Source organism: uncultured Streptomyces sp. (assembly GCF_947488945.1).
GTDB lineage: Bacteria > Actinomycetota > Actinomycetes > Streptomycetales > Streptomycetaceae > Streptomyces.
In genome coordinates this window covers 15001-40574 of sequence record NZ_CANLBS010000014.1, presented here as the reverse complement: position 1 = coordinate 40574, position 25574 = coordinate 15001, and the positions used below count along the sequence as shown (strand labels likewise).

Annotated in this window: 21 protein-coding genes; 2 read left to right on the top strand and 19 right to left on the bottom strand. The window is 73.9% G+C overall.

Translation table 11 applies throughout. The annotated features are described in order from the left end of the window. Nucleotides 1-43 precede the first annotated feature (43 nt). The 6 genes from Q0994_RS21510 to Q0994_RS21485 form a co-directional block, all read right to left on the bottom strand. Complete coding sequence (locus tag Q0994_RS21510) at nt 44-712, bottom strand: 1-acyl-sn-glycerol-3-phosphate acyltransferase (RefSeq protein ID WP_299537550.1); 669 nt, start codon at nt 710-712, stop codon at nt 44-46. Next, the gene (gene cmk / locus Q0994_RS21505) at nt 709-1404 is read right to left on the bottom strand and encodes a (d)CMP kinase (RefSeq protein WP_299537548.1); all 696 of its coding nucleotides are present in this window, start codon (nt 1402-1404) and stop codon (nt 709-711) included. The genes Q0994_RS21510 and cmk overlap by 4 nt, the downstream gene beginning before the upstream one ends. A 207-nt stretch (nt 1405-1611) precedes the next feature. Further along, complete coding sequence (locus Q0994_RS21500) at nt 1612-2697, bottom strand: prephenate dehydrogenase (RefSeq protein ID WP_299537547.1); 1086 nt, start codon at nt 2695-2697, stop codon at nt 1612-1614. Next, the gene (gene aroH, locus Q0994_RS21495; protein ID WP_299537545.1) at nt 2694-3056 is read right to left on the bottom strand and encodes a chorismate mutase; all 363 of its coding nucleotides are present in this window, start codon (nt 3054-3056) and stop codon (nt 2694-2696) included. The genes Q0994_RS21500 and aroH overlap by 4 nt, the downstream gene beginning before the upstream one ends. A gap of 304 nt (nt 3057-3360) precedes the next feature. Next, a complete protein-coding gene (locus tag Q0994_RS21490; RefSeq protein ID WP_363325566.1) occupies nt 3361-3852 on the bottom strand; it encodes a YidB family protein in 492 nt (163 codons plus the stop codon). Nucleotides 3853-4008: 156 nt separating this feature from the next. Continuing rightward, nucleotides 4009-7221 carry a hypothetical protein gene (locus tag Q0994_RS21485; RefSeq protein ID WP_299537542.1) on the bottom strand — a complete coding sequence of 1071 codons (3213 nt, stop codon included), beginning with the start codon at nt 7219-7221 and terminating at the stop codon, nt 4009-4011. 245 nt (nt 7222-7466) lie between these two features. On the opposite strand from Q0994_RS21485, the gene Q0994_RS21480 reads away from it, so the two are divergent. Further along, complete coding sequence (locus Q0994_RS21480) at nt 7467-8213, top strand: DNA polymerase beta superfamily protein (RefSeq protein ID WP_299537540.1); 747 nt, start codon at nt 7467-7469, stop codon at nt 8211-8213. Between the two features lie 71 nt (nt 8214-8284). On the opposite strand, the gene Q0994_RS21475 is transcribed toward Q0994_RS21480, so the two are convergent. The 13 genes from Q0994_RS21475 to Q0994_RS21415 form a co-directional block, all read right to left on the bottom strand. Beyond that, nucleotides 8285-9307 (bottom strand): ADP-ribosylglycohydrolase family protein, encoded by a 1023-nt coding sequence (locus tag Q0994_RS21475; RefSeq protein ID WP_299537538.1) that lies wholly within the window; start codon nt 9305-9307, stop codon nt 8285-8287. Continuing rightward, the gene (locus tag Q0994_RS21470) at nt 9304-10053 is read right to left on the bottom strand and encodes an NUDIX domain-containing protein (protein ID WP_299537536.1); all 750 of its coding nucleotides are present in this window, start codon (nt 10051-10053) and stop codon (nt 9304-9306) included. Before Q0994_RS21470 ends, Q0994_RS21475 begins: the two co-directional genes overlap by 4 nt. Beyond that, on the bottom strand, nt 10050-11135 hold the full coding sequence (locus Q0994_RS21465; RefSeq protein ID WP_299537534.1) for an AAA family ATPase: 1086 nt from the start codon (nt 11133-11135) through the stop codon (nt 10050-10052). The genes Q0994_RS21470 and Q0994_RS21465 overlap by 4 nt, the downstream gene beginning before the upstream one ends. Continuing rightward, nucleotides 11132-11794: a nicotinamide riboside transporter PnuC gene (gene pnuC / locus Q0994_RS21460; protein WP_299537531.1), complete on the bottom strand. Its 663-nt coding sequence runs from the start codon at nt 11792-11794 to the stop codon at nt 11132-11134. Before pnuC ends, Q0994_RS21465 begins: the two co-directional genes overlap by 4 nt. Nucleotides 11795-11927: 133 nt before the next feature. Then, on the bottom strand, nt 11928-13232 hold the full coding sequence (locus tag Q0994_RS21455) for a pseudouridine synthase (RefSeq protein ID WP_299537530.1): 1305 nt from the start codon (nt 13230-13232) through the stop codon (nt 11928-11930). Then, nucleotides 13232-13954, bottom strand: coding sequence for an SMC-Scp complex subunit ScpB (scpB, locus tag Q0994_RS21450; protein WP_299537528.1), 723 nt, complete (start codon nt 13952-13954; stop codon nt 13232-13234). Before scpB ends, Q0994_RS21455 begins: the two co-directional genes overlap by 1 nt. Then, entirely contained in the window at nt 13951-15084 is a 1134-nt protein-coding gene (locus Q0994_RS21445; protein WP_299537526.1) for a ScpA family protein, read from the bottom strand. Before Q0994_RS21445 ends, scpB begins: the two co-directional genes overlap by 4 nt. A 125-nt stretch (nt 15085-15209) precedes the next feature. After that, a complete protein-coding gene (locus Q0994_RS21440; RefSeq protein WP_299537731.1) occupies nt 15210-15782 on the bottom strand; it encodes a hypothetical protein in 573 nt (190 codons plus the stop codon). Further along, a complete protein-coding gene (locus Q0994_RS21435) occupies nt 15779-16897 on the bottom strand; it encodes a ParA family protein (protein ID WP_299537524.1) in 1119 nt (372 codons plus the stop codon). The genes Q0994_RS21440 and Q0994_RS21435 overlap by 4 nt, the downstream gene beginning before the upstream one ends. 368 nt (nt 16898-17265) lie before the next feature. Next, nucleotides 17266-18381, bottom strand: a complete 1116-nt coding sequence (gene ald, locus Q0994_RS21430; RefSeq protein ID WP_299537730.1) for an alanine dehydrogenase — start codon at nt 18379-18381, stop codon at nt 17266-17268. 142 nt (nt 18382-18523) lie between these two features. Then, nucleotides 18524-20635 (bottom strand): tetratricopeptide repeat protein, encoded by a 2112-nt coding sequence (locus Q0994_RS21425; protein WP_299537523.1) that lies wholly within the window; start codon nt 20633-20635, stop codon nt 18524-18526. Nucleotides 20636-20875: 240 nt separating this feature from the next. Further along, nucleotides 20876-21502 carry an NUDIX hydrolase gene (locus Q0994_RS21420; protein ID WP_299537521.1) on the bottom strand — a complete coding sequence of 209 codons (627 nt, stop codon included), beginning with the start codon at nt 21500-21502 and terminating at the stop codon, nt 20876-20878. An 81-nt stretch (nt 21503-21583) separates the two neighbouring features. Then, nucleotides 21584-23251, bottom strand: a complete 1668-nt coding sequence (locus Q0994_RS21415; RefSeq protein WP_299537520.1) for a CTP synthase — start codon at nt 23249-23251, stop codon at nt 21584-21586. Nucleotides 23252-23714: 463 nt separating this feature from the next. Here Q0994_RS21415 and Q0994_RS21410 point away from each other — a divergent pair, with 463 nt between their 5' ends. Then, on the top strand, nt 23715-25517 hold the full coding sequence (locus tag Q0994_RS21410) for a glycoside hydrolase family 15 protein (protein ID WP_299537518.1): 1803 nt from the start codon (nt 23715-23717) through the stop codon (nt 25515-25517). The last annotated feature ends 57 nt before the right edge of the window (nt 25518-25574 follow it).

Below are 25574 nucleotides of genomic sequence, written 5' to 3'. Positions count from 1 at the left end.
CTGTACGTCATCATCGATGGGCCGCTCTCGCGCGGCCCACTACTCACGTCTGGTCCGGGCGCCCGGTCAGGCGCCTGGCGTGTGCCAGGTGCGCGGCCAGTTCCGCCTGGATCCGCACGGTCGCCTCGTCCAGCGCCCTGCGGGTACGCCGCCCGCTGCCGTCGCCCGCCTCGAAGGGGTCGCCGAAGACGACGTCGACCCGGCTCCGCAGCGGAGGCAGCGCGGATATCAACCGTCCGCGCCGCTCGGTGCTTCCCAGGACCGCCACGGGGACGATCGGCGCCCCGCCGCGCACCGCGAAGTACGCGAGCCCGGACCGCAGCGAGGCGAAGTCTCCCTCGCCCCGGGTGCCCTCGGGGAAGATCCCGAGCGCGCCGCCGCCCGCCAGCACCCCGAGCGCCCTGGTGATCGCCGTCCGGTCGGCGCTCCTGCGGTCCACCTCGACCTGGCCGATTGCGCGCAGGAACGGGTCGAGGGGGCCGGTGAACGCCTCCTTCTTGATCAGGAAGTGCACGGGCCGCGGTGCGGTCCCCATCAGCATCGGTCCGTCGATGTTGTGGGAGTGGTTCACCGCGAGTATGACGGGTCCGGCGGTCGGAACGCGCCAGGCGCCGAGCACCCGGGGCCTCCACAGCCCGTACATCAGCCCGATCCCGATGCCGCGACCCACGGCCGCGCCCCGCGCCGAGGGCGCCGTCGTGGCGTCGGTCACTTCGCGGCCCGCTTCTCCTCGACGAGGGTGACGACGCACTCGATGACCTGGTCGAGGGTCAGCTCGGTGGTGTCCACCTCGACGGCGTCGTCGGCCTTGGCCAGCGGCGACGTCTTGCGGCCGGAGTCGGCCGCGTCCCGCTTGACCAGGGCCTCCCGGGTGGCGGCGAGGTCGGAGCCCTTGAGCTCGCCGCTGCGGCGGGCGGCACGGGCCTCCGGCGAGGCGGTGAGGAAGACCTTGAGGTCGGCGTCCGGCAGGACGGTGGTGCCGATGTCACGGCCCTCGACCACGATGCCGCCCTCGGCCCCGGCGGCGATGGAGCGCTGGAGCGCGGTGATCAGGGTGCGGACCTCGGGGACGGCGCTGACGGCGCTGACCTTGGAGGTGACCTCGGGCGTGCGGATCGGGCCGGCGGCGTCCTCGCCGTCGACGGTGATCGTGGGAGCGGCCGGATCGGTGCCGGAGACGATGACCGGCTTGCCGGCGGCGGTGGCGACGGCCTGCGGGTCGGCGACGTCGATCCCGTTGTTCAGCATCCACCAGGTGATCGCCCGGTACTGCGCGCCGGTGTCCAGGTAGCTGAGGCCGAGTGCGGCCGCGACGGCCTTGGACGTGCTCGACTTGCCGGTGCCCGAGGGGCCGTCGATGGCGACGATCACGGGGGCGCTTGCGGTTTCCACGGTGGTGGACACCTTCCTGGTACACGGGCGGGGGCGGACGGGCCGGACGACGGCCTCGCACCAGGTTACCGAGTGCGGCGGCCGCACCTGTACCCCGTTCGGCGCAGGGAGAGCGCCGGGACACGCCCGGCGCGCCGTTTTCCCGCCGCCCCGCCGCCGCCCGCGCCCCGCGCCCGGCCGGGCCGCGGTCCGGAGCCGGTCCGCGGCCGGGCGGCCCGCTCAGCGCCGGATCGACCAGCCGCGCTCCTCCAGGGCGGCGGCCAGCGCGGGGGCCGCGCTGGGCTCGACCATGAGCTGGACCAGGCCCGCCTGCTGCCCGGTCGCGTGTTCGATGCGTACGTCCTCGATGTTGACCCGGGCCCGTCCGGCGTCCGCGAAGATGCCGGCCAGCTCGCCGGGCCGGTCGCTGATCAGCACCGCCACGGTCTCGTACGAGGCGGGGGCGGCGCCGTGCTTGCCGGGGACCCGCACCCGGCCCGCGTTGCCGCGGCGCAGCACGTCCTCGATGGCCCCGGTGCCGGTGGCGCGCTCGCCCTCGTCGGCGGACTGGAGGCCGCGCAGCGCCCGTACGGTCTCGTCGAGGTCGGCGGCGACCCCGGCCAGCACGTCGGCGACCGGCCCCGGATTGGCGGAGAGGATCTCCACCCACATCCGGGGGTCGGAGGCGGCGATGCGGGTGACGTCCCGGATGCCCTGGCCGCAGAGGCGGACCGCGGTCTCGTCGGCCTCCTCCAGCCGGGCCGCGACCATGGACGAGATCAGCTGCGGGGTGTGCGAGACCAGGGCGACGGCCCGGTCGTGGGCGTCGGCGTCCATCACCACGGGAACGGCGCGGCAGAGCGCCACCAGTTCCAGGGCGAGGTTCAGCACCTCGGTGTCGGTGTCCCGGGTCGGGGTGAGCACCCAGGGACGGCCCTCGAAGAGGTCCGCGGTCGCGGCGAGCGGCCCGGAACGCTCCTTGCCGGCCATCGGGTGGCTGCCGATGTACGGGCCGAGGTCCACCCCGAGCGCCTCCAGCTCGCGGCGCGGACCGCCCTTGACGCTGGCGACGTCCAGGAAGGCGCGGGCCGCCTTGTCGCGGATGGCTGCGGCCAGCACGGAGGCGGTGTGGGCGGGCGGCACGGCCACGATCGCCAGGTCGACGGGGCCCTCGGGCGGCTCGTCGCTGCCCGCGCCGAGCGACGCGGCGGTCCGGGCGGAGGCGGGGTCGTGGTCCACGAGGTGGACGTGGACGCCGCGGCCCGCCAGGGCGAGGGCGGCGGAGGTGCCGACCAGGCCGGTGCCGATGACGAGAGCGGTTCTCACTGGGCGATGTCCTTGCGCAGAGCGGTGGTGGCGCCGAGGTACACGTGCTGGATCTCGGCCCGCGACAGGTACGTCTCGACATGGGCGAGGATACGGACCACCCGCGGCATCGCACCCGCGATGTCGAGCTCCTGGGCGCAGATCAGCGGCACGTCCACGATGCCGAGCCCGCGGGCGGCGGCCGCGGGGAAGTCGCTGTGCAGGTCGGGGGTGGCGGTGAACCAGATGCTGATGAGGTCGTCCGGCACCAGTTCGTTGCGCTCCAGCACGGTGGTGAGCAGCTCGCCCACCCGCTCGTCCATGTGCCCGGCCTCGTCCCGGTCCAGTTGCACCGCTCCACGGACCGCTCGTACCGCCACGTCGTTCTCCTCGCCTTCGCGGAACCGCTTCCGCCCGGATGTCTCGGCGTCCCTCACAGTAATCAGCGGCGGCGGACGGTGACCGGGCGGTCCGGACGGTGATACGGGCCCGGCGGTGCCGTGTACGGGTGCGCGCGCCCCACGGGTGGGCCGCGGACGGTCCGCCGCCCCGGAGCCGTGCCCGTCGGTCTCGGCGCGGGGGTGGCGGCGGGGCGGCGGACCGGAACCCGTCGGGGGCCGGGACGGGGCGCGGGGGCCGGGCGGGACGCGGGTCGGGTAAGGCCCCCGGTCCGGGAGCGGGGTCTCAGAGAGCCTGTTCGCGGACGATGTCCTCCAGCGAACCGCCCTGCGGGACCTGGCCGGTGGGCGTCAGCTTGTCGACCGTCTCCGGCAGGTGCTGGGCGATCTCGTCCGCCGCCTCCTGCGGGCTGACGCCGGACTCGTCGGCGACCTTGCGCAGGGTCTCCTCCGGCAGTGCCCGGGCGATCTGCTGACCGGTGACCGCCTCGTTGCCACCCGTGCCGATCCAGGACTGCGCCTGGTCCGCGAGGCCCGACTTGGTCAGGATGCCGATCAGCCCCTCCAGCCCGTTGCCCGCGCCGCCGCCCTGGGTGCCGCCGAGCGCGCCCAGCAGCGAACCGAGGATGGCGCCCGCGCCGCCGCCCGTGGCGCCGCCCGTGGCGCCGCCGCTCCGTCCGCCGCCCAGCAGGCCGCCGAGCAGGGATCCGAGATCGTTTCCCGCCATGGTTCCGTCCTTCGTGTGAGGAGCGTGGAGTGCAGTGGGTACACGGCCAATTTCCGACGTCCCACCCGCCCGCGCCACTCGGGCGGCCCCGCGGGACCCGTTCCGTCGCCGCGCGGCCCGGTTGCCTCCTGCGCGTCCCCCGTGCCGGGACGATGCCGGACGATGCTCCGGGCCGGGGCTCCGCGGGTCCCGGCCCGGGAACGTACGTCAGGCGGACGCCGGGCGTGCCAGGTCCGCCAGCAGCGCCGCCTCGGCGACCGGGGGGTGGGGGCTCGCGCGCAGCAGGTCCAGTTCGGCGGGCCAGGGGGCGGCCCAGCCGGCCCGGTCGCCGGCCCGGACGACGAGCTGGACGGCGGCGAGGCCTGCGGTGACCGAGCCGTGCCCGCGCAGCATCGCCACCACGGCCGCGACGGGCTCGGTGCGGGTGCCCCTCCTGCCGCCCACCCGGCCGCGCAGGGGGTCGAGACAGCCCGGCCTCTCCTGCGCCAGGGCGAGCCAGCGCTCCCAGCGTTCGGGGGACGCCTCCCCCGCCTGGAGGGCCGCCAGTGCCGCCTTCATCGCGGTACGGGACGCGGTGTGCCGCAGCCCGGCCCGTTCCAGCGCGTACACGAGCGGGTCCAGGGCCTCGGTCGCCCGTACGCCCCAGGCGCCGCCCACCGTGGTGAGGACCCGCAACGCCTCGCGCCGCCCGGCCGGTTCGGCCCCGAGCGCCTGGTCCGCCAGGGCGCCGAGCGCCGCCGTCAGGTCCGCACGGTGCGGAGCGGAACGCGCCCATCCGCACATGAGCTCCACGAGCCGGATCCGGACCGGCTCGGGCCGTTCCGGATCCGTGGCCGCCGCCACCAGGACGGCGCGGAGGTCGCGGCTCTCCGGTGCGGGCCCGCGCAGCGCTCCGGCCGCCGCCCCGGCCGTCCCCGCCTCGGCTCCGGCGGCCGTCCGCGCCAGGAACAACCGCAGCGCCTGCGCGGCCCCGGCCCGCCGGGGGGTCGCCGCGACGACTCTCTCGCGTACCGCCCGGTGGTGGAGCCGGGCCGCGAGCCGGTCCGCGACGCCGGGCCGGTCCACCTCCTCGACGAGCGGTGCGACCAGCGCCGCGTGCACGTCCCGGTGCTGGTCGGGGGCGTCCCAGCCGGCCAGCAGCGCGGTGAGGGCGGCGGGCGAGGGGCGGGCCGCGAGTTCCCGCGCGGCGGCCTTGCGGCCGCCGACGGAGGCGGAGGTGTCCGCGAGCAGCGCGCCGAAGCACACGACGGCGTCCCGGTCGTCGCCCGCGGCGAGCAGGGCCTGGACGCCGCGGGCGGCTGCCCGGCCACGCACCCCGCCGGTCACGGCGCGTTCCAGCAGCAGGTCCAGCACGCCGGGGTGCGCCGCGGTCCCGCCGGTGGCGGCGGCCCGCTCCCCCAGGGCGAGGCAGGCGGCGGCCGCCACCGGCTGCGGGCCGGTGGCCACGAGCTCGCGCAGTGCGGCCGGATCGCCCAGCAGCGCGGTCGCGTCCGTACGCCGGTCCAGGGGCGCTCCGTCGTCCGCGGCGATCCGGGCGAGCCGGGCGTCGAGCAGCGTCCGCTGGTGCGGCAGCCATCGTCCCAGCGTGAGGCGCCGCTCCACGGGGGCCCAGTGCGGCGGAAGGCCGCCGGAGCCGAGCACCGCGTCCACCAGGTCGGTGCGGCGGCGGGCCAGCGTGCTCCAGACCTCCGGTACCGCGACCAGGGCCGGTGCGGCGGCGAGGAGTTCGGCGCAGCGTGCGTCCCGGGTGGCGGGGTCGGCGAGCCGCAGCGCGGCGGCCCGGCGGCCGCGGGCGCCGTGCGGTTCGGCCAGGGCGAGGCGGCCGAGGGCGGTGTCCAGGGCGGGCAGGGCGGCGAGGTGGCGGGCGAGGAGTTCGCCGAGCACGACGAGGCCGGGCCCCGGCTGCGTACCGCAGTGTTCGGCCACCGCCCGCGCGGTCTCCTCGTCCAGGTCCAGCGGAGCGATCCGTCCCTCCCGGCGCGGGTCGCCGAGGACGCGCAGCAGCAGGTCCACCACCTCGGCGGCCCGCTCCGTCCCGCCGCACCGGGCCAGCGCGGCGACGGTCGCGCGCAGCCACCGGGCGGCGGCGTCCAGGGCGTGGGGCGTGGTGTCGTGGGACTGCGTGGTGGTCATCACCGCGTCGCGCAGGGCGGCGTACGGAGCGGCCCTCAGCAGCCCGGCCGGGGCGTCGCCCGCCGCTTCCAGCACCCGGCGGCGCACCGGCTCCTGATCGTGCCAGGCGCGTTCGCAGGAGAGGAGGATCCGCGCGTAGCCCCGCGGGTCGCCCTCCCGCACGACGCAGCGCAGCAGCCCCTCCCAGGCCTCCATCCGTTCGTGGGGGCGGTCGGCGGAGCTCAGTTCGCCGAGTGGTCCCTCGGCCCCTTCGGGGGGCAGCAAGGAGAGCAGCTCCGCCCGGTGGTGGGAGGCCCTGCGGCCGGGGCCGTCCAGGAGCCGGCCGACGGCCTCGGCACGGTCGGCGGGCGCGAGCGCGGCGACCGGCCCGGCCACTTCGGCCGCCCCGGTCTCCTCGTCCTCCAGTCGCCGCTCGACCGCGCGCCGGCGCTCCTCGGGGGGCAGCAGGGCGAGGAGGGGTTCTTCGCCGCCCCAGACACCCCAGTCGTGTACGACGTGCAGGGCCTCGGCCAGCAGGACGACGTCCTCGGGCGGGCACGCGCCGAGAGCCCGCCGCGCCTTCCGGGACAGGGGGCCCGGCGCGATCGACAGCTCCCGGAGGGCCGACGAGCGCAGCGCCGCCGCCAGTTCGGCGGGACGGCGGAGCAGCGTCCGGGCGGCCCGGAGGGTGAGCAGGCCGGGGGCCCGCTCCAGGAGCAGGGCGGTGGCGGCGGGGTCGCGGGCCAGTACGTCCACCGTCCCGGCGTGGCTCCGGTCGAACCCGTACACGAGCATCGGATCGGCGTTGTCGTCCGGGCGGGTCCGCACGAGGTGGGCGGCGAGGGCGAGGGGCGCCGTGCGGGCCAACCGGTGCAGCACGGACGACGGGACGGCGGTCAGCCGCGGCAGCCAGGCGTCGACGGTGTCCGGGGAGCACGCCGGCAGGAGCCGGGCGGCGTCGTCGTCGCCGTACCGTGCGTGGACCTGGGGCAGGAAGCGGTCCGCGAGCGCGCGACGCCGCGACAGCCTCAGGACGCTGTGGACGTCGTGCCGCACCGCCCGGACCGGGCTGAGCGCCTGGGCGAGCAACGCCGGTTCGGGGACGGGGACGCGGATCGCGGCGGACATGGCCCGCCGGCGCAGCAGCGGGTCGCGCAGCGCGAGGCCCACCGCCTCCCCGTCCCGGCGGACGGTGGCCAGGAAAAGGGCGGTCGCGCGGTCGTCCGGGTCCTCGGTGTCCAGGGCGGACCTCGCGGCGCGGTAGCCGGCTTCGTCGAGGGAGCGGGCGTGGAGGGCGAGGGCCCGCATGCGGGCGGGGAAGGGCGGGTGCGCGTGACGGGAGAACAGAACCGTGGCTTCTTTTCTGCCGGCGGGGGCGCCGGGGGCTTTCGCCCGCCCCGGCGCCCCCGCGGTCGTATGGTGCGAAAATCATGGCAGTAAGTGGTGTACGGGGCAACGGAATTCACCCGCTCCGGGCTGCCCCGGCCGCCTCGGCTCCTCGCCACGCCGAAATGCGGAAGCGTCCCCGCGCCCGCCTCGCGTACGGTCGGCCGATGAGCAGCCGCGCGGCCGACGACACCCCTGCCGACTCCGACGCCCGCACCGGGGACCGGCTCCGGGCCGAGGGGCACGCCCTGGTCCGGGACCGGACGGTGTACGCGTGCGTGATGGGGTCGCGGGCGTTCGGGCTGGCGACGGAGGAGAGCGACACCGACCGGCGCGGGGTGTACGTCGCACCCACGCCGATGTTCTGGCGGTTCGACAAGCCGCCGTCGCACGTGGACGGCCCGGCCCCCGAGCAGTTCTCCTGGGAGCTGGAGCGCTTCTGCGAGCTGGCGCTGCGGGCCAACCCGAACGTGCTGGAGTGTCTGCACTCCCCGCTGGTGGAGCGGATCGACGACACCGGGCGCGAACTCGTCGCGCTGCGCGGCGCGTTCCTCTCCCGGCACGCCCACACCACCTTCGTCCGCTACGCGCTGGGCCAGCGGCGCAAGCTGGAGGCCGATGCGCGGACGCACGGGGCGCCCCGGTGGAAGCACGCGATGCATCTGCTGCGCCTGCTGGCGAGCTGCCGCGACCTGCTGCGGACCGGCGAGCTGCGGATCGGGGCCGGCGACTCCCGCGCGGAACTGCTCGCGGTGAAGCGGGGCGAGGTGCCGTGGGAGGAGGTGGAGCGCCGGATGAACCGGCTCGCCGACGAGAACGACGAGGCGGCCCGCCGCTCCCCGCTGCCGCCGGAACCGGACCGGGCGGCGGTGGAGGACTTCCTCGTACGCGTCCGCCGGGCGTCGGCGGCCTGACCCGGACCGGGCCGCCGCCCAATCGGCCCGTGCGACTCAGCCCGTACGGGCCGTCCCGTACGGAAGGACCCTCAGGAATCCCAGAGCGCCCCCAGGGACAGCAGGTCGCTGCGGTACTCGATGCGCTCCGACCACTCCTTGGGCCAGACCCCAGCGCCCAGGTGGGCGCCGGACAGGGCGCCGGTGAGGCAGGCGAGGGAGTCGGAGTCGCCGCGGGTGCAGGCGGCGCGGCGCAGGGCGGTGACCGGTTCGTCGGGGAAGAGCAGGAAGCACTGCAGGGCGGTGGCGAGGGCCTCCTCGGCGATCCAGCCGTCGCCGGTGGTCTCGCAGGGGTCGGTCTCCGGCGACGGGCGGCGCAGGGCGTCCTGGAGCCGGGTCAGCGCGTCGAGACACTCGTCCCAGCCGCGCGTGATGAAGGCCTCGGCCGAGGCGTCGTGGGTGTGGCGCCAGAGGTCGCCGAGCCAGCGCGCGTGGTAGCGGCCCCGGTTCTCGTAGGCGTAGCTGCGGAGCTGGCCGACGAGTCCGAGGGGTTCCGCGCCCTGGGCGAGCAGGAACACCGCGCGGGCCATCAGGTCGGAGGCGGCGAGCGCCGTGGGGTGGCCGTGGGTGAGGGCGGCCTGGAGCTGGGCGGCGCCGGCCCGCTGTTCCTCACTGAGGCCGGGCACCAGGCCGACGGGGGCGACCCGCATGTTGGCGCCGCACCCCTTGGACCCGGTCTGGCTGGCCTCCTGCCAGGGCCGCTCGCTGTCCAGCAGCCTGCAGGCGACCAGGCAGGTGCGGCCGGGGGCGCGGTTGTTGTCGGGCGAGTGGTACCAGTCGACGAACTCCTCGCGGACCGGCCGCACCAGGCGCAGCGGGGTGAGCAGTCCGCTGTCCATCGCGGTGCGGATGCCCCGGCCGAGGGCGAGCGTCATCTGGGTGTCGTCGCTGACGACCGCGGGGCGCGGCAGCTCCATCTCCCGCCAGGGCCCGCACTTGGTGAGGATGCCGGGCACGTCGTTGAACTCGGTGGGGAAGCCCAGGGCGTCGCCGAGCGCCAGCCCGGTGAGCGCGCCGGTGGCGGCCTGTTTGGTGAGGGTCCTCGTCGCGATCATGGTTGCTTCCCTTCGGGGCGCAGCAGGGGCGGGCGCAGGAGCGGCGGGTGCAAGGTGGTGGCGGTGCCCGCCCGGTGGACGGCGGCCGGCTTCCCGCGGCCTCCGGTGCGGCGCGGCGGCGCCTCGACGGCTTCCACGAAGCCGGGGGTGGCGAGCACCTTGCGCCGGAAGTTGGGACGGTCGAGCTCGACGCCCCACACGGTCTCGTAGACCTGCTGGAGCTCGCCGAGGGTGAACTCGGGCGGGCAGAACGCCGTGGCCAGGCAGGTGTATTCGAGCTTGGCGCCGATCCGTTCGCGGGCGTCGGCGAGGATCAGGCCGTGGTCGAAGGCGAGGTCGCCGACGGCCGACACGTCCCACCATCCGGCGCCGGCCGCGTCGCCGCCGCCGCGCGGTTCGGGCAGGTCGGGCAGGAGGGCGGCGTAGGCGACGGAGACGACCCGCATCCTCGGGTCGCGGTCCGGGTCGGTGTAGGTGCGGAGCTGTTCGAGGTGGAGGCCGCCGACGGCGTCCGCGTCGAGGCCGGTCTCCTCGGCGAGTTCGCGGCGGGCGGCGTCCTCGGCGCACTCGCGGGGGGCGACGAACCCGCCGGGCAGCGCCCAGTGGCCGAGGAAGGGCTCCTGGCCGCGTTCCACGAGCAGGACGTGCAGCCGTTCCTCGCGGACGGTGAAGACGGCGAGGTCGACGGTGACGGCGAACGGGGTGAAGGCGTGCGGGTCGTAGCCCGCGGGGGCGGCGGTGCTCATCGGTTCTCCGGGAGGGGCGGACTGAAGTTCCATCCCGCGCCGAGCACCGCGTCGACGGCCTCGACGGCCGTGGCGAGGCGCTGTTCGCGGGTGCCGGTGATCTCGATGAACCGGCGTCCGGTACGGGTGAGTTCGGCGCGGAAGCGGTCGGTCATCCAGGGTCGCAGTTCCTCGCCGTCGCGCAGGCCGTCGTCCTCGAACGCCACGCCGTCGTGGTCGGTGAGCAGCCACAGGTGGTGGGCCGTGCGGTCGGCGGTCTCCTCGACCAGGGGGTTGCGTCCGCCGACGTACCTCTCGTGCCAGACGGTGGTGGCGAAGGAGTCGGTGTCGCAGATCAGGACCGGGGAGCCGGACCGGGCGGCGGCCTCCTCGCGGACGTTCTGGACGGAGGCGATCAGCGGGAAGTCGTCGGTGGAGAAGACGACGTCCTCCCACTGGGCGCGCGGATCGGCGGCGCGGAGGGCGGCGAGCTTCTGTTCGCTGTACTCGCGGCCGTACTCGGGGACGTATCGGGTGGCGGCCCATACCCCGCCGCGCCGCCGGTAGTGGTCGGCGAGCGCGAGCGCGAGGGTGGTGGTCCCGGTCGACTCGGCGCCGACGACGACGATCCGGCGGGCCAGGGCGGCCCGCACCGGCGGCGCGAGGAAGTCCCAGCATCCGACCGGATCCTTGCGCACCGCGGTGCCGGAGACCGGGTAGGCGGTCCGTTCCGGATCGACGCAGACCGGTTCCGCGCCGAACCTGCGGGCGAGTTCGTCGCCGTACGACTCCGAGGTGAAGACCGCGTCGACCGGGCCGGGCACCGCGGCGGTGAAGACCGCCATGTGCGCGTCCCAGACGGCGGGGTCGTGGACGTCCATGGGGATGTCGTCCACGGCGCCCACCACGGTGGCGTCCGGGTGGACCTCCCGCATCCAGGCGACCCGGTCGGCGAGCGGGACGGATTCCACGGTGGCGGCGCAGACCAGCACGGTGAGCCGTGCGCACCGCTCCAGGGCGGTGCGCACGAGGTGGTGGTGGCCGGCGTGCGGCGGATAGAACTTGCCGAGCACCAGACCGTGTCCGTACGCCGTGCCGGTCATGCCGCGACCTCCGCCGGGCGGCCGGGGGTTGTGGCCGGGGCGTCGAGGTCCCGGCGCCAGTTGCGCAGCCCGGCCAGGCAGAGCGCCAGGAAGCCGACGTAGAGCAGCGAGGTGAGGTAGAGGTCCTTGTGGGCGTAGAGCGGGACGTAGACGAGGTCGGCGGCTATCCACAGCCACCAGGACTCGACGAGCTTGCGGCACTGCCCGTACGTCGCGGTCAGCGAGAGCGCGGTCGTCAGGGCGTCCCAGAACGGGACGGTCGAGTCGGTGGCGCGGGACAGCAGGAGGGCCAGCGCCGCGGTCCCCACCGCCCCCGCCGCGAGCAGCCATACCCACTCGGCGCGCGTGGTGCGGCGCACCGGCAGGTCGGTCGTCCCTGGTCCACCCCCGTGGGTCCAGGTCCACCAGCCGTACGCGGCGAGGGCGATGAAGACGATCTGGAGTCCGGCGTCGGCGTACAGGCCGGACTGGGCGAACAGCAGGATGAAGAACAGGTTGTTGGCGATCCCTATCGGCCAGTTCGCCAGGTGCTGGCGCGCGACGAGCCAGACGCACAGCGCGCCGCTGCCGAATCCGAGCACCTCGGTCCAGGCGACCGGGGTGTCCAGGACCGTGAACAACGGCCGCTGCAGGGGTTCGAGGATCTCCGCGAGACTCACACCCGCCTCCTTAATGGTCAGTCTGACTATAAGGGGTGGAGCGGGACCGCGAAAGGCCCGCGGCCGGTTCCCGTTCGGAATTCTTCGAACGGGAACCGGCCGCGGGCCTCGGGTGCGGCGCGGGGGCCTTCGCCTACAAGCCGACCTCGCGCATCAGCATGCCCACCTCGGTGTTGGTGAGCCGGCGCAGCCAGCCGGACTTCTGGTCGCCCAGCGGAATCGGGCCGAAGGAGGTCCGCACCAGCCGGTCGACCGGGAAGCCGGCCTCGGCCAGCATCCGGCGCACGATGTGCTTGCGGCCCTCGTGGAGGGTCACCTCGACCAGGTAGTTCTTGCCGGTGTTCTCGACGACCCGGAAGTGGTCGGCGCGGGCGTAGCCGTCCTCCAGCTGGATGCCGTCCTTGAGCCGCTTGCCCAGGTCGCGCGGGAGCGGGCCCTGGATGGCCGCCAGGTACGTCTTCTTCACGCCGTACTTGGGGTGGGTCAGCCGGTGGGCCAGCTCGCCGTGGTTGGTGAGCATGATGATGCCCTCGGTCTCGGTGTCCAGCCGCCCGACGTGGAAGAGCCGCGTCTCACGGTTGGTCACGTAGTCGCCGAGGCACTGGCGGCCCTCGGGGTCCTCCATGGAGGAGACCACGCCGGCCGGCTTGTTCAGGGCGAAGAAGAGGTACGACTGGGTGGCGACGGTCAGGCCGTCCACCTTGATCTCGTCCTTCTCCGGGTCGACCCGCTTGCCCTGTTCGAGCACGATCTCGCCGTTGACCTCGACGCGCGCCTGCTCGATCAGCTCCTCGCAGGCCCGCCGGGAGCCCATGCCCGCGCGGGCGAGGACCTTCTGCAGCCGCTCGCCCTCCAGCTCCGCGCCGGGGTGGGTCTTGGGCGTCTTGATCTCGGGCTTCTCGGCGTACCGGTCGCGGTTGCGCTGCTCGATCTTGGCGTCGAGCTCGCGCGGCCGGGACTGCGCCGTGCGCGGGCGCCCACCGCGGCGGTAACCGCCCTGGGGGGTCTTCGGGCCGCCCTTGGCGCCGCCGCGGGCGGCCTCGCCGCGGCCCTTGCGGGGGCCGTCCTCGGCCGGGGCCCCGGAGGAGCCCACGTCGTAGCGGCGCTCCTCGGGACGGGGACGGCGGGGACGCTGCTCCTGCTCGTCACGTCCGCCGCGACCGCCCTGGCCGCCGGCCGGGCCGCGCCCGCCCTGCGCACCGCCCTGGAAGCCGCCGCCCTGACCACGACCGCCCTGCGGGCCGCCCTGACCGCGTCCGCCGCCGCCCTGGCCGCCACGACCGCCCTGGGAGCCGCCCTGGGACCCGCCGCGACCGCCCTGGGAGCCGCCGCCCTGGGAGTTCGACCGGAAGGACCCGCCGCTGCCGCTCCGGGAGCCCCTGTTGCCGCCGCCCTGGTCGCCGCTGCCGCTTCCGCTGTTCCTGCCACTGCTTCGCATCAAAAATCCGTCTTGTCGTCTGCGTGTGTATCGGGGGTGTCCGGTGCGTCCGGATCGAACGACGGCACACCCTCCAGCGTCTCTGCCTCGATCGCGTCCGCCTCGGGGAGGAAGGGCGCGAGCTCCGGAAGCTCGTCCAGACCACGCAGGCCCATACGCTCCAGAAAGTAGTTCGTCGTCCTGTACAGGATCGCACCTGTTTCGGGTTCCGTCCCCGCCTCCCCGACCAGGCCCCTCTGGAGCAGGGTCCGCATGACCCCGTCGCAGTTCACCCCGCGCACCGCGGAGACCCTCGACCGGCTCACCGGCTGGCGGTAGGCGACCACCGCGAGCGTCTCCAGCGCCGCCTGGGTGAGGCGGGCGTGCTGGCCGTCCAGGACGAAGCCCTCGACCGCCTCCGCGAAGGCGGGCCGGGTGTAGAACCGCCAGCCGCCGGCGACCAGCCGCAGGTCGAATCCGCGGCCCTGGACCGTGTACTCGTCCGCCAGCTCCCGCAGGGCGTCCGCCACGGCCCTGCGGGGCCGCTGGAGGACCTTGGCGAGGTGCACCTCGGTGGCGGGCTCGTCCACCACCATCAGAACGGCCTCCAGGGCGGGCTTGAGGGCCAGCTCCGCCACCGGGGGCCTGCCGGGCGGTCCGACCCCCTCGGGGGCGCCGTACGCCCCCTCGCGCGCCGGTGCGCCGCCGCCGTGCTGCCGCGGTCCGTCCACGGGTCCGCTCATGTCCGGGCTCCTTCCTGCGCCGTACGCGGCCGGTCCCCGGCCGCCCCGGAGCCGGCACCGGGTCCGGCGTCGGGTCCGGCGTCCGGTCCGGCGTCCGGTCCGGCGTCGGGGTCTTCCTGGTCGAACTCGTCGGTGACCACCGGCTCGGCCCCCTCGCCGCCGACCCAGTGGACCAGCAGTTCCCCGAGGGCCTCCTCCTGGTCGAGGGCGACCGCCTTCTCCCGGTAGAGCTCCAGCAGCGCGAGGAACCGGGCGACGACCGTGAGGGTGTCGTCCGCGTCCTCGGTGAGCGCGGCGAAGCTGACGCCGCCCGCCCCGCGCAACCGGGCCACGATGATCTCCGCCTGCTCCCGGACGCTGACCAGCGGGGCGTGGATGTGCTCGACGTACACCTGCGGCTCTGGCCTGGGCTGCATGGCCTTGACCGCGAGCCGGGCGAAGCCCTCGGGCCCGATGCTGATCACGACGTCCGGCAGCAGCTCCGCGTGGTGCGGTTCCAGGCCGACGGTACGGGGGTGGCGGCGGGACTCGGCGTCCAGCCGGTCGCTGAAGATCTCGGCGATCCGCTTGTACGCCCGGTACTGGAGCAGCCGCGCGAAGAGCAGGTCCCTGGCCTCCAGCAGCGCGAGGTCGGCCTCGTCCTCCACTTCGGCGGCGGGCAGCAGCCGGGCGGCCTTGAGGTCGAGCAGGGTGGCGGCCACCACGAGGAACTCGGTCGTCTGGTCCAGGTCCCAGTCGGCGCCCATGGCGCGGATGTGCGCCATGAACTCGTCGGTGACCTTGGACAGCGCGACTTCGGTGACGTCCAGCCGGTGCCGCGAGATGAGCTGGAGGAGCAGATCGAAGGGGCCCTCGAAGTTCGCCAGCCGCACGGTGAAACGCCTGTCACCCGGCCCCCCGGCCTCCGCGGTCTCCCCCTCGGGCTCCGGCACGTCCCCCACGGGATCAGGCGCCTCCCGTACGGGATCGGGATCGGGCGATCCCTCCGAGTGCTCCGGCGTCTCCCCCGAGGGCTCCGGCGCCTCCCCCACGGGTTCCCCCGCGTCCGGTGCGGGACCGCGCGCCCCCGCGCCCGGCCCCCGGCCGAGGGCGCGGCGGCGCGGGACGGCGGGGTCGTCGGTGGGGGGCATGGGGTTCCAGGGGGGTGACGGCGGGCGGTCGGCGCGGGTACGGGCGACGCGCGGACCGGCGCGGCCTGCTGCGGGCCGGGCCGCCGGTCGGGCGGCCCTCCCGCAGGCTACCGGCGCGAGGGCGCTCAGCGGCCGCGCAGCCGCCGTACGAGGATGCTCGCGTCGCCCCGCGACTCCAGGTCGGCGAGGACGACGGCGACCGCCTCGCGGACGATGCGCCCGCGGTCGACGGCGAGTCCGTGCTCGCCGCGCAGGACGAGCCGGGCGTGTTCGAGGTCCATCAGTTCTTCGGCGGAGACGTAGACGGTGATCTTCTCGTCGTGCCGTTCCCGGCCGCTGGGCCGCCGGTTGGCTCCGCGGCCCGCGCCGCGCCTGCGCTGCTGGCCCGCGCCCGCGTCCTGTTCCTGGGCCGGGGGCGGAGCCTGCGGCCCAGGTCCGGTCCGGCTCTGCGGGACGCCTGCGGGGCGTTGGACGGGCTGGTCGCCGCCTTCGGGCTCCGCCGCGGCGTGCTCCGGGGAGCGTCCCGGCGCGGGTGTCTCGCCCGATCGGTCGCCGGGTGCGGCGGCGGCGCCTTCGGCGCCGGGTGCGGGCACCCGTGCCTCATTGGCCGCCCGGCGCCGCCGCTCCGCGGGGGAGGACGACTGGAGGCCCATGCCCCCGGTGGTACGGAACAGCTCGTCGGCGCCCGGCAGACTCACTCGGCGTGACACCGGGCGAGCACCTCCCTGGCGAGCTGGCGGTAGGCGGCCGCGCCGACCGAGTTGGAGGCGTAGGTGGTGATGGGCTCGCCGGCGACCGTGGTCTCCGGGAAGCGCACCGTCCGGCCGATGACCGTGTGGTAGACGTGGTCGTCGAACGCCTCGACGACGCGCGCCAGGACCTCACGGCTGTGCACCGTACGGGAGTCGTACATGGTGGCGAGGATGCCGTCGAGCTCCAGCTCGGGGTTGAGCCGCTCCTGGACCTTCTCGATGGTCTCGGTGAGCAGAGCCACTCCGCGCAGGGCGAAGAACTCGCACTCCAGCGGCACTATGACCTTGTGCGCGGCCGTCAGGGCGTTGACGGTGAGCAGGCCGAGCGAGGGCTGGCAGTCGATCACGATGTAGTCGTAGTCGGCCATGAGCGGCTTCAGGGCGCGCTGCAGCGTCGACTCGCGGGCCACCTCGCTGACCAGCTGGACCTCTGCGGCCGACAGGTCGATGTTGCTGGGGAGCAGGTCCATGTTGGGGACCGCGGTCTTCAGCAGCACGTCGTCGGCCGTCATGCCCCGCTCCATGAGCAGGTTGTAGACGGTGAGGTCGAGCTCCATCGGGTTGACCCCGAGGCCGACCGAGAGCGCGCCCTGCGGGTCGAAGTCGACGAGCAGGACACGGCGTCCGTACTCGGCGAGCGCGGCGCCCAGGTTGATGGTCGACGTGGTCTTGCCCACGCCGCCCTTCTGGTTGCACATCGCGATGATCTTCGCGGGGCCGTGGTCGGTCAGCGGGCCCGGGATCGGGAAGTACGGGAGGGGCCGCCCGGTCGGGCCGATCCGCTCGCGGCGCTGACGCGCCGCGTCGGGAGCGAGGGTGGCCGCGTACTCCGGATCGGGTTCGTACTCGGCGTCGGGGTCGTAGAAGTGCCCCTCGGGCACCTCGGCGAAGTCGGCGAGGTGGGCGGTGTCGCGGCCACTCTCGTTGCCGGCCATGGCGTTCACGTGTAGGCCGTCCATCATCTGGGGGGCTGTCGTCATGTGCTGGTGGGTGGCGAAGGTGCGGACCGCGACGGAGCCGACAGCTTCGAGCCCGTTCGGGCCCCGACCCTGTGCAGGCATCCCTGGTTGACCACCCCCGGGAGTAAATGTCGACTCATTCACAAGTCGTCTTACCTCCTTGGACGTGACCAGGAAACTTATCGATAGGTCAGCGTGGCACCATGCCGACGATGGGCGACTCTATGGCGTGTCACCGGTCCGCAGCAACACAATCCGCCGTTCCCGGCCCGATGTGTCGGCAATCGAACACCCCACTGTCAAGGGCGCACAGGGAGCAAGCCCGGCATTTCGCGAGGGCACGAATCGGGTAAAGGGTTACGTTCGAGGCGAGTTGCGCGGGGGGCGCGCGGAGGCCGACGCACGTCCGGCCGGACCTTGCGCGGCAAGGTCCGGCCGGACGTGTGACATTGACGGACGTGGTTGACCCGTCAGCCGATGAGGCCGCTCAGTTCCACGTGCGGAAGGTCGTGCGCTTCGGCGACCTCGCGGTAAACGACCTGGCCCTCATGGGTGTTGAGGCCCTTGGCCAGCGCGGGGTCGCGGCGCAGCGCCTCGGCCCAGCCGCGGTTGGCCAGCTCCACGATGTACGGCAGCGTGGCGTTGGTGAGGGCGTAGGTGGAGGTGTTCGGCACCGCGCCCGGCATGTTGGCGACGCAGTAGAAGACCGAATTGTGCACCTGGAAGGTCGGCTCGGCGTGCGTCGTCGGGTGGGAGTCCTCGAAGCAGCCGCCCTGGTCGATCGCGATGTCGACAAGAACACTTCCCGGCTTCATCTTGGCGACGAGCTCGTTGGTGACCAGCTTCGGGGCCTTGGCGCCCGGGATCAGCACCGCGCCGACGACGAGGTCGGCCTCGACGACGGCCTTCTCCAGCTCGAAGGCGTTGGAGACGACCGTCTGCACCTTGGTGCCGAAGATCTTGTCCGCCTCGCGCAGCTTGTTGATGTCCTTGTCGAGCAGCGTCACGTGGAAGCCGAGGCCCACGGCGATCTGCGCGGCGTTCCAGCCGGAGACGCCGCCGCCGATGACGACGGCCTTGGCCGCGGCGGTGCCGGGGACGCCGCCGGGGAGCACGCCGCGGCCACCGGCCGAGCGCATCAGGTGGTAGGCGCCGACCTGCGGGGCCAGCCGGCCCGCGACCTCGGACATCGGGGCGAGCAGCGGCAGCGCGCGGTTCGCGGTCTCGACGGTCTCGTACGCGATGGCGGTGGTGCCGGACTCCAGCAGCGCGTCCGTGCACGCGCGGGAGGCGGCCAGGTGCAGGTAGGTGAAGAGCGTCTGGCCCTTGCGCAGGCGGTGGTACTCCTCGGCGACCGGCTCCTTGACCTTGAGCAGCAGGTCGGCACTGGCCCAGACCTCGTCCGCGGTGTCCAGGATCTGCGCGCCCGCGGCGGTGTACTCCGCGTCCGTGATGGACGAGCCGGCGCCGGCGTTCTTCTCGACGACGACCTGGTGGCCGTGGCGGACGAGCTCATGCACTCCGGCGGGGGTGATCGCCACCCGGAACTCGTTGTTCTTGACTTCGCGGGGGATGCCGACCTTCACGTCGATCACGGTCCGTGGCTCGGAGGTCGCCGGGGCATGCCGAAACATTCCCTGACATACACAGCGTAAATGGAGACGCCACGAAGATGCGCGGCAGAGCCAGTCTAATGAAGGACTTCTCGCTGTCTAGCCTTACAAAGCATTAATTTTCCTGGATGGCACTACGGATTTCGCAGGTAGAACCCTTCTCATCCAGCAGTCTGTCCGCCGTGGCCCGGTGCAGCGCCGCCGCCGCGGGGTCGCCGACCCGGTCCAGGGTGTCGGCCAGCCGCAACTGGAGCGCGGCCTGCAGCCGCACGTCCTCGGCGCGACGGGCCAGGTCCACGGCCTCGCGGCACGTGGCCAGCGATTCGTGCGGGCGCCCCGCGTACTCCTGTACCCGGGCCGCCTCGCTCAACGCCCGTGCCTGCGCGGCCGGATCGCCGAGCCGGCGGTGTCCCGCCGCCGAGGCCCGCCAGTTCCGCAGCGCCTCCCCGTACCGCCCGGCGTAGGTGTGCACCGCGCCGAGCCGTCCGTACAGCCGGGCCTCGCCCGCCCGGTCGCCCTGGGTCAGCCGCAGCGCGAGCGCCCGGCTGTACCAGTCGGCGGCCCGGTGGTAGTCCTCCAGCTCGGCGTAGGCGCCGCCTACGGATTCCATCGCGCGCCCGGTCGCGTAGGGGTCCTTCGCCTCTCTTCCGGCGTCCAGCGCGGCCCGGTAACGCTCCAGCGCGACCCGGGTGCGGCCGGTACCGGCGTCCAGATCGGCGAGGTTGAGCAGCGCCGCCGCCCGCTCCCTCGGCAGTTCCCGGCGCTCCGCGACGTCCAGCACCAGCCCGTGCAACCCGTACAGGTCCGCGGCGGCGGCCTCGGTCCCCAGATGTGCGGCGAGCGCCCGCACCAGGGCGGACACCAGTCGGCGGGCCAGGGTGTCCAGCCCGCCGTCCTGCACCGAGGTGCGCGCCGAGGCGAGCAGGGCGGGCAGCCGGGAGAGCAGCCATGCCTCGGCCTCCTGCGGGCCGGGGAAGCGCAGCGACCGGGGCAGCCCGGCCAGTCTGCGGCGGGACGGCGCGTCCTCGGGCTCGGTGACGGCCCGGCAGGACTGCAGCAGGCGTACGTTGCGCTCCAGCATCCGGGCCCTGGCCAGCTCGGTCTCGGCCGGCCGGTCGCATTCCGCCAGCAGTTCGCGCAGTGCCGGGACCAGGAAGCCGGGCACCTCGTACTGCGGCTCGACGGCGCCGTTGCTCCGCAGCAGGCCGTAGCCGGCGAAGTCCTGGAGGGTGCGGCGGGCCGCCGAGACCGAGCAGCCGGCCAGCGCCGACGCGGTGTGCGCGTCCGCGAGGCCGGACGGGGCGAGGGCGAGCAGCCGCAGAATGCGGGCGGCGGTCTGCGGGAGGGTGTCGTGCACCAGCCGGAAGGCGCGCACGGGCGGACGGACCTGGTCGTCGCCGGCGGTCCTGCGCAGTTGGGTGGTGAGGTCGTCGACGGAGGCGGACGGGTGGGCGCGGAGCCATCCGGCGGCCAGCACGAGTGCGGCGGGCTGCCCCCCGCACTCCTCGACCAGGGTCTCGGCCGCCACCGGGTCGACGGTGATGCGGACCTGTCCCACCGCCGCGGCCAGCAGCGCCACCCCGGCCGCGGCGTCCAGGCCGCCGAGGGTGCACGGCCGGACGTCGGGGATGCCGGTGAGGGGGCCGGTGGAGGTGGCGAGGACCAGGCAGCCGGGGTTGTCCGGGAGCAGCGGACCGACCTGCTCCGCGTCGACCGCGTCGTCGAGCAGCAGCACCGCGCGGCGGACGGCGAGCGCCTCGCGGACCATCTCGGACAGCTCGTCCTCGTCCGCGCCGGGCGGAGTGGCGATGCCCAGCAGGCCGAGGATCTCGCGGGCGGTGCGCTCCCCCGGCACCCGCTCACCGCCGGGGGCGGCGAGGCTGACCCGGAGGACTCCGTCGGGGTGGTCGCCGGTCCCGGTGCCGGGCACCGCCCACGGCAGCGGGCCGAGGCCGCCCCCGGCGCCGGCCGCCACCCCGGTCAGCTCCCGGGCGAACCGGGCGGCCAGCGCGCTGCGCCCGGAGCCGGGGCGTCCGGCGATCAGCAGCACGCGGGCCCGGCCGCTCTTGCGGCCGGCCAGCGTGTCCAGTCCGGCCCGTTCGATGTCCTCGCGCAGGGCCTTCGACTCGCGTTCCCTGCCGAAGAACCCCGAGGGCGCTCCGCCGGGCGCTTCCCCGCCGCCGGCGGGTCGGGCCGGGCCGCTGGTGTCCACCGCCTGATCGGTCACGGGCCACGCTCCACTTCGCTCCACGCGGTGCCCGCCGGAGCTCCGGTCGGGGCCTTTCGAGCGTAGTTCAGGAGTGCGGGCGAACAGGGGCGAGCGCGGCGCGACCATCCCCCGATCGGATCAACATTCTTTAAGATCGTCAGACCGTCAGCGGCGTATGCGGGCGAACGGGTGACGGTGCGTCAGGAACCGGGGGCATCCGGAACCGGGGTCGCCGGAAGAACCCGGTGCCCGGGAGGCTCAGGCCTCGAACGGCCGGGCCGGCCACGGGGCCTGCGCCGGGCGCAGCGCGTCCAGCCCGTCCCCCGCGAGCGCCGCCGTCAGCGACAGCACGCCCACCACCAGGCAGGCGTTGTGCAGGTCGCCGGCGAGGATCTTGCGGACCAGGTCCGGGAGCGGCACCCGGGCGTGCTCCATGTCGGCCTCCTCCTCGGAGACGACGAACCGCTCGCCGTCCGCCTCGGACAGGTCCCGGGCGAGGAAGACGCGGACCGCCTCGTCGCAGCCGCCGGGCGTCGGGTAGACGTCGGTCAGCACCCGCCAGTCGGCGGCCTTGACGTGGGCCTCCTCGTACAGCTCGCGCTGGGCGGCGTGCAACGGGTTCTCGCCCGGCACGTCCAGCAGGCCGGCCGGGATCTCCCACAGCTTGTGCCGCACCGGGTGGCGGTACTGCCGCAGCACCAGCACCCGGTCCTCGTCGTCGAGCGCCAGGACCGCCACCGAGCCGGGGTGCACCTGGTAGTCGCGGTGCACGACGGTGCCGTCGGGCATCACCACGTCGTCGGTGCGGACGCTGGTCTTGTTGCCGGTGAACGGGGTCACCGTCGCGGTGACCTCCCACTCCTCGGGCGTGTCCTTGATACCCATGCCGTCCTCCCACGTACAGACAGAAACCGGGGCACCCGTCCGTGTCGGACGCGTACCCCGGTCAACCGTAATGCCTCGCCGTCAGGCCCCGGTGGTGGTGGCCGCCGCGACCTTGCGGGCCACGGCCGCCTTCACCAGACCCGCGAAGAGCGGGTGCGGGCGGGTCGGCCGGGAGCGCAGCTCCGGGTGGGCCTGGGTGGCCACCAGATAGGGGTGGACCTCGCGCGGGTACTCGACGTACTCGACCAGCTTGTTGTCCGGGGAGGTGCCGGAGAAGAACAGGCCGGCCTTCTTCTCCAGCTCCGAGCGGTAGGCGTTGTTGACCTCGTAGCGGTGGCGGTGGCGCTCCTCCACGTAGGGCTCGTCGGCGTACGCCTCACGGACGACCGAGCCCTCGGCGAGCTTCGCCGGGTACAGGCCGAGCCGCATGGTGCCGCCCAGGTCGCCCGCGCCCTCGACGTAGGCGAGCTGCTCCTCCATCGTGGAGATGACCGGGTGGCCGGTGGCCGCGTCGAACTCGGTGGAGTTGGCGTCCGGGATGCCGGCCAGGTTGCGGGCCGCCTCGATCACGATGCACTGGAGGCCCAGGCAGAGGCCGAGCAGCGGCACCTGGTTCTCGCGGGCGTACCGGATCGCGCCGACCTTGCCCTCGACTCCGCGCTCGCCGAACCCGCCGGGGATGCAGACGGCGTCGACGTCGGCCAGGTGCCGTGCGGCGCCCGCCGGGGTCTTGCAGTCGTCGGAGGTGACCCACTTCACCTGGACACGGGCCTTGTTGGCGAAGCCGCCGGCCCGGATGGCCTCGGTCACCGAGAGGTAGGCGTCCGGCAGGTCGATGTACTTGCCGACCAGCGCGACGGTGACCTCGTGGTCCGGGTTGTGGACCCGGTCCAGCAGGTCGTCCCACGTCGTCCAGTCCACGTCGCGGAACGACAGGTCGAGCTTGCGCACGACGTAGGCGTCCAGGCCCTCGGTGTGCAGCACCTTCGGGATGTCGTAGATCGACTTGGCGTCGACGCAGGCCACCACGGCGGCCTCGTCCACGTCGCACATCAGCGAGATCTTGCGCTTGATGGCGGTGGGGACGTCGCGGTCGGCGCGCAGCACGATGGCGTCCGGCTGGATGCCGATGTTGCGCAGCGCGGCCACCGAGTGCTGGGTCGGCTTGGTCTTCAGCTCGCCGGACGGGCCGATGTAGGGCAACAGTGAGATGTGCACGACGAAGACATTGTCCCGCCCGACCTCATGGCGTACCTGGCGCACGGTCTCCAGGAACGGCAGCGACTCGATGTCGCCCACCGTGCCGCCGACCTCGGTGATGACCACGTCGACGTCGCCGGTCGCCATCCGGCGGATGCGGTGCTTGATCTCGTTGGTGATGTGCGGGATGACCTGGACCGTGTCGCCGAGGTACTCGCCGCGCCGCTCCTTCGCGATGACCTGCGAGTAGACCTGGCCGGTGGTGACATTGGCCGAGCCGTCGAGGTCGACGTCGAGGAACCGCTCGTAGTGGCCGATGTCCAGGTCGGTCTCGGCGCCGTCGTTGGTGACGAACACCTCACCGTGCTGGAACGGGTTCATCGTGCCCGGGTCGACGTTGAGGTACGGGTCGAGCTTCTGCATGGTGACCCGAAGGCCACGGGCCTTGAGGAGGGCACCCAGGCTGGAGGCAGTCAGACCCTTGCCGAGGGAGGAGGCGACACCCCCGGTGACGAAGATGTGCTTGGTCGTCGTGGATGTGGGCTGCATAGCCAAAGGGGGCTCCCGTGGTCGCGAATCTGAGGTACGTACCGGCTGCCGAACCGGAGATTCCGGGGGTGCCGTCGCTTGCGGTGCGGGGGCCTCGTCCACTTCTCGGAACGACCACCCGTCCACGGGCTACCAGGGTAACAGCGACCGGGAGGGGACGCTCCGGGCGACTCCTCCCGCAGGAAGATCACCTTTCCTGCGCAAGCGCTTCACGTCCCACTCTTTCGGCTCATACATGTTGCGGGGACCGTCGCGCGGATCACCCGTGTGCGTCGTATCCTGCTCGGACACTCTTCACCGAGCCGGCCGGTCCGAGGCGTCACCATCGTCCGTACCAGCCGTCGTCACGGCGCCGGCACACATCGGTTTCTTCCTTACCTTCCCGCTCATCCCTTCCCCCTTTTCTTTGCCGCAGCAAGAGCCCCCCGCGGGGGGCGACAGGGCCGTTCGACTGGAGACGCACGTGGCCGGGCGCATCGAGGATTACGCACTCATCGGAGACATGCAGACCGCCGCCCTGGTCTGCAGGGACGGCACGGCGGACTGGCTGTGCCTGCCCCGCTTCGATTCGCACGCCATCTTCGCGGGGCTCCTGGGCACCGAGGAGCACGGCTTCTGGCGCCTGGGCCCCGCGAGGCCGGAGGGGGCGGAACCGCCGACGGCGGACCGGCGGCGCTACCGCGGCGACTCCCTCATCCTGGAATCGGAGTGGGACACGCCACGCGGCACGGTCCGGGTGACCGATTTCATGCCGCCGCGCGACGGCGCGCCCCAGCTCATCCGCATCGTGGAGGGCGTGAGCGGGCGCGTTCCGATGCGGTCCGAGCTCCGGATGCGCTTCAGCTACGGCCGGATCACCCCCTGGGTGCACAAGGTGGACGGCCGTACGGTCGCGGTGGCCGGCCCGGACTCGGTCTGGCTGGACACCCCCGCCGAGACGTTCGGCGAGAACCTGACGACGTACTCGGACTTCACCGTCTCCCCCGGCGACCGGGTGGCCTTCACCATCAGCTGGCAGCCCTCGCACCGCGAGCCGCCGGCCCTGCCCGAGCCGGAGGCCTCGCTGGAGGCCACCGAGCTGTTCTGGCGGGAATGGGTCGAGCAGTGTACGTACCACGGCCCCTACCGCGAGGCCGTCGTCCGCTCGCTGATCACGCTGAAGGCGCTGACCTACGCGCCGACCGGCGGAATCGTCGCCGCCCCGACGACCTCCCTCCCGGAGGAGATCGGCGGCGTGCGGAACTGGGACTACCGCTACACCTGGCTGCGCGACGCGGCGATCACCCTCTCCTCGCTGCTGCGCACCGGCTACCGCGAAGAGGCCCGCGCCTGGCGCGAGTGGCTGCTGCGCGCGGTCGCCGGCGACCCGGAGAACCTCCAGATCATGTACGGCATCGCGGGCGAGCGGGAGCTCGGCGAGGCCGAGCTGGACTGGCTGCCCGGCTACGAGAACTCCGGCCCGGTCCGGGTCGGCAACGGCGCCGCCAACCAGCTCCAGCTCGACGTGTACGGCGAGGTCACCGAGGCGCTGCACCTGGCGCACATGACCGGCCTCGCCCGCAACGACTACGCCATGGGCCTCCAGCTCCGGCTCATCGGCTACCTGGAGAACCACTGGTACGAGCCGGACGAGGGCATCTGGGAGGTCCGCGGACCGCGCCGCCACTTCGTCCACTCGAAGGTGATGGCCTGGGTCGCGGTCGACCGGACGATCAAGCTGATCGAGGCGGGCGACGTCGAGGGGCCGCTGGAGCGCTGGCGCGAGCTGCGCGACGACATCCACCGGGACGTCTGCGAACGCGGCTACGACCCGGAGCGCAACACCTTCACCCAGTCCTACGGCTCGAAGGAACTCGACGCCAGCCTGCTGCTCATCCCGCAGATGGGCTTCCTGCCGCCCGACGACAAGCGGGTCATCGGCACGATCGAGGCGATCCAGCGCGAGCTGTCCACCGAGGACGGCTTCGTGCTGCGCTACCCGACCGACGGCGAGGACGCCGGGGTGGACGGCCTGGAGGGCGACGAGGGCGCGTTCCTCGCCTGCTCGTTCTGGCTCGCGGACGACCTGGCCATGATCGGCCGGGTCGACGAGGCCCGCCAGCTCTTCGAGAAGCTGCTGTCGCTCCGCAACGACCTGGGCCTGCTCGCCGAGGAGTGGGACTCCCGCCTGCAGCGCCAGGTGGGCAACTTCCCGCAGGCCTTCAGCCACGTCCCGCTGATCGACACGGCCCTGCGGCTGACGGCCAGCGGAGCCTACGGGGGCTGATCACCCCGGAATCCGTTCCCGGCCCCCTGTGCACACCGTGCGCGGGGGGCCGGTCGC

Coding starts and splice junctions, on each gene's coding strand:
- Q0994_RS21485 (WP_299537542.1), bottom strand. CDS start 7,221: ATGCGGGCCCTCGCCCTCCACGCCCGCTCCCTCGACGAAGCCGGCTAC.
- Q0994_RS21435 (WP_299537524.1), bottom strand. CDS start 16,897: ATGCCTGCACAGGGTCGGGGCCCGAACGGGCTCGAAGCTGTCGGCTCC.
- scpB (WP_299537528.1), bottom strand. CDS start 13,954: ATGAGCGGACCCGTGGACGGACCGCGGCAGCACGGCGGCGGCGCACCG.
- Q0994_RS21455 (WP_299537530.1), bottom strand. CDS start 13,232: ATGCGAAGCAGTGGCAGGAACAGCGGAAGCGGCAGCGGCGACCAGGGC.
- Q0994_RS21420 (WP_299537521.1), bottom strand. CDS start 21,502: ATGGGTATCAAGGACACGCCCGAGGAGTGGGAGGTCACCGCGACGGTG.
- Q0994_RS21415 (WP_299537520.1), bottom strand. CDS start 23,251: ATGCAGCCCACATCCACGACGACCAAGCACATCTTCGTCACCGGGGGT.
- Q0994_RS21470 (WP_299537536.1), bottom strand. CDS start 10,053: ATGAGCACCGCCGCCCCCGCGGGCTACGACCCGCACGCCTTCACCCCG.
- Q0994_RS21475 (WP_299537538.1), bottom strand. CDS start 9,307: ATGATCGCGACGAGGACCCTCACCAAACAGGCCGCCACCGGCGCGCTC.
- Q0994_RS21465 (WP_299537534.1), bottom strand. CDS start 11,135: ATGACCGGCACGGCGTACGGACACGGTCTGGTGCTCGGCAAGTTCTAT.
- Q0994_RS21445 (WP_299537526.1), bottom strand. CDS start 15,084: ATGCCCCCCACCGACGACCCCGCCGTCCCGCGCCGCCGCGCCCTCGGC.
- Q0994_RS21480 (WP_299537540.1), top strand. CDS start 7,467: ATGAGCAGCCGCGCGGCCGACGACACCCCTGCCGACTCCGACGCCCGC.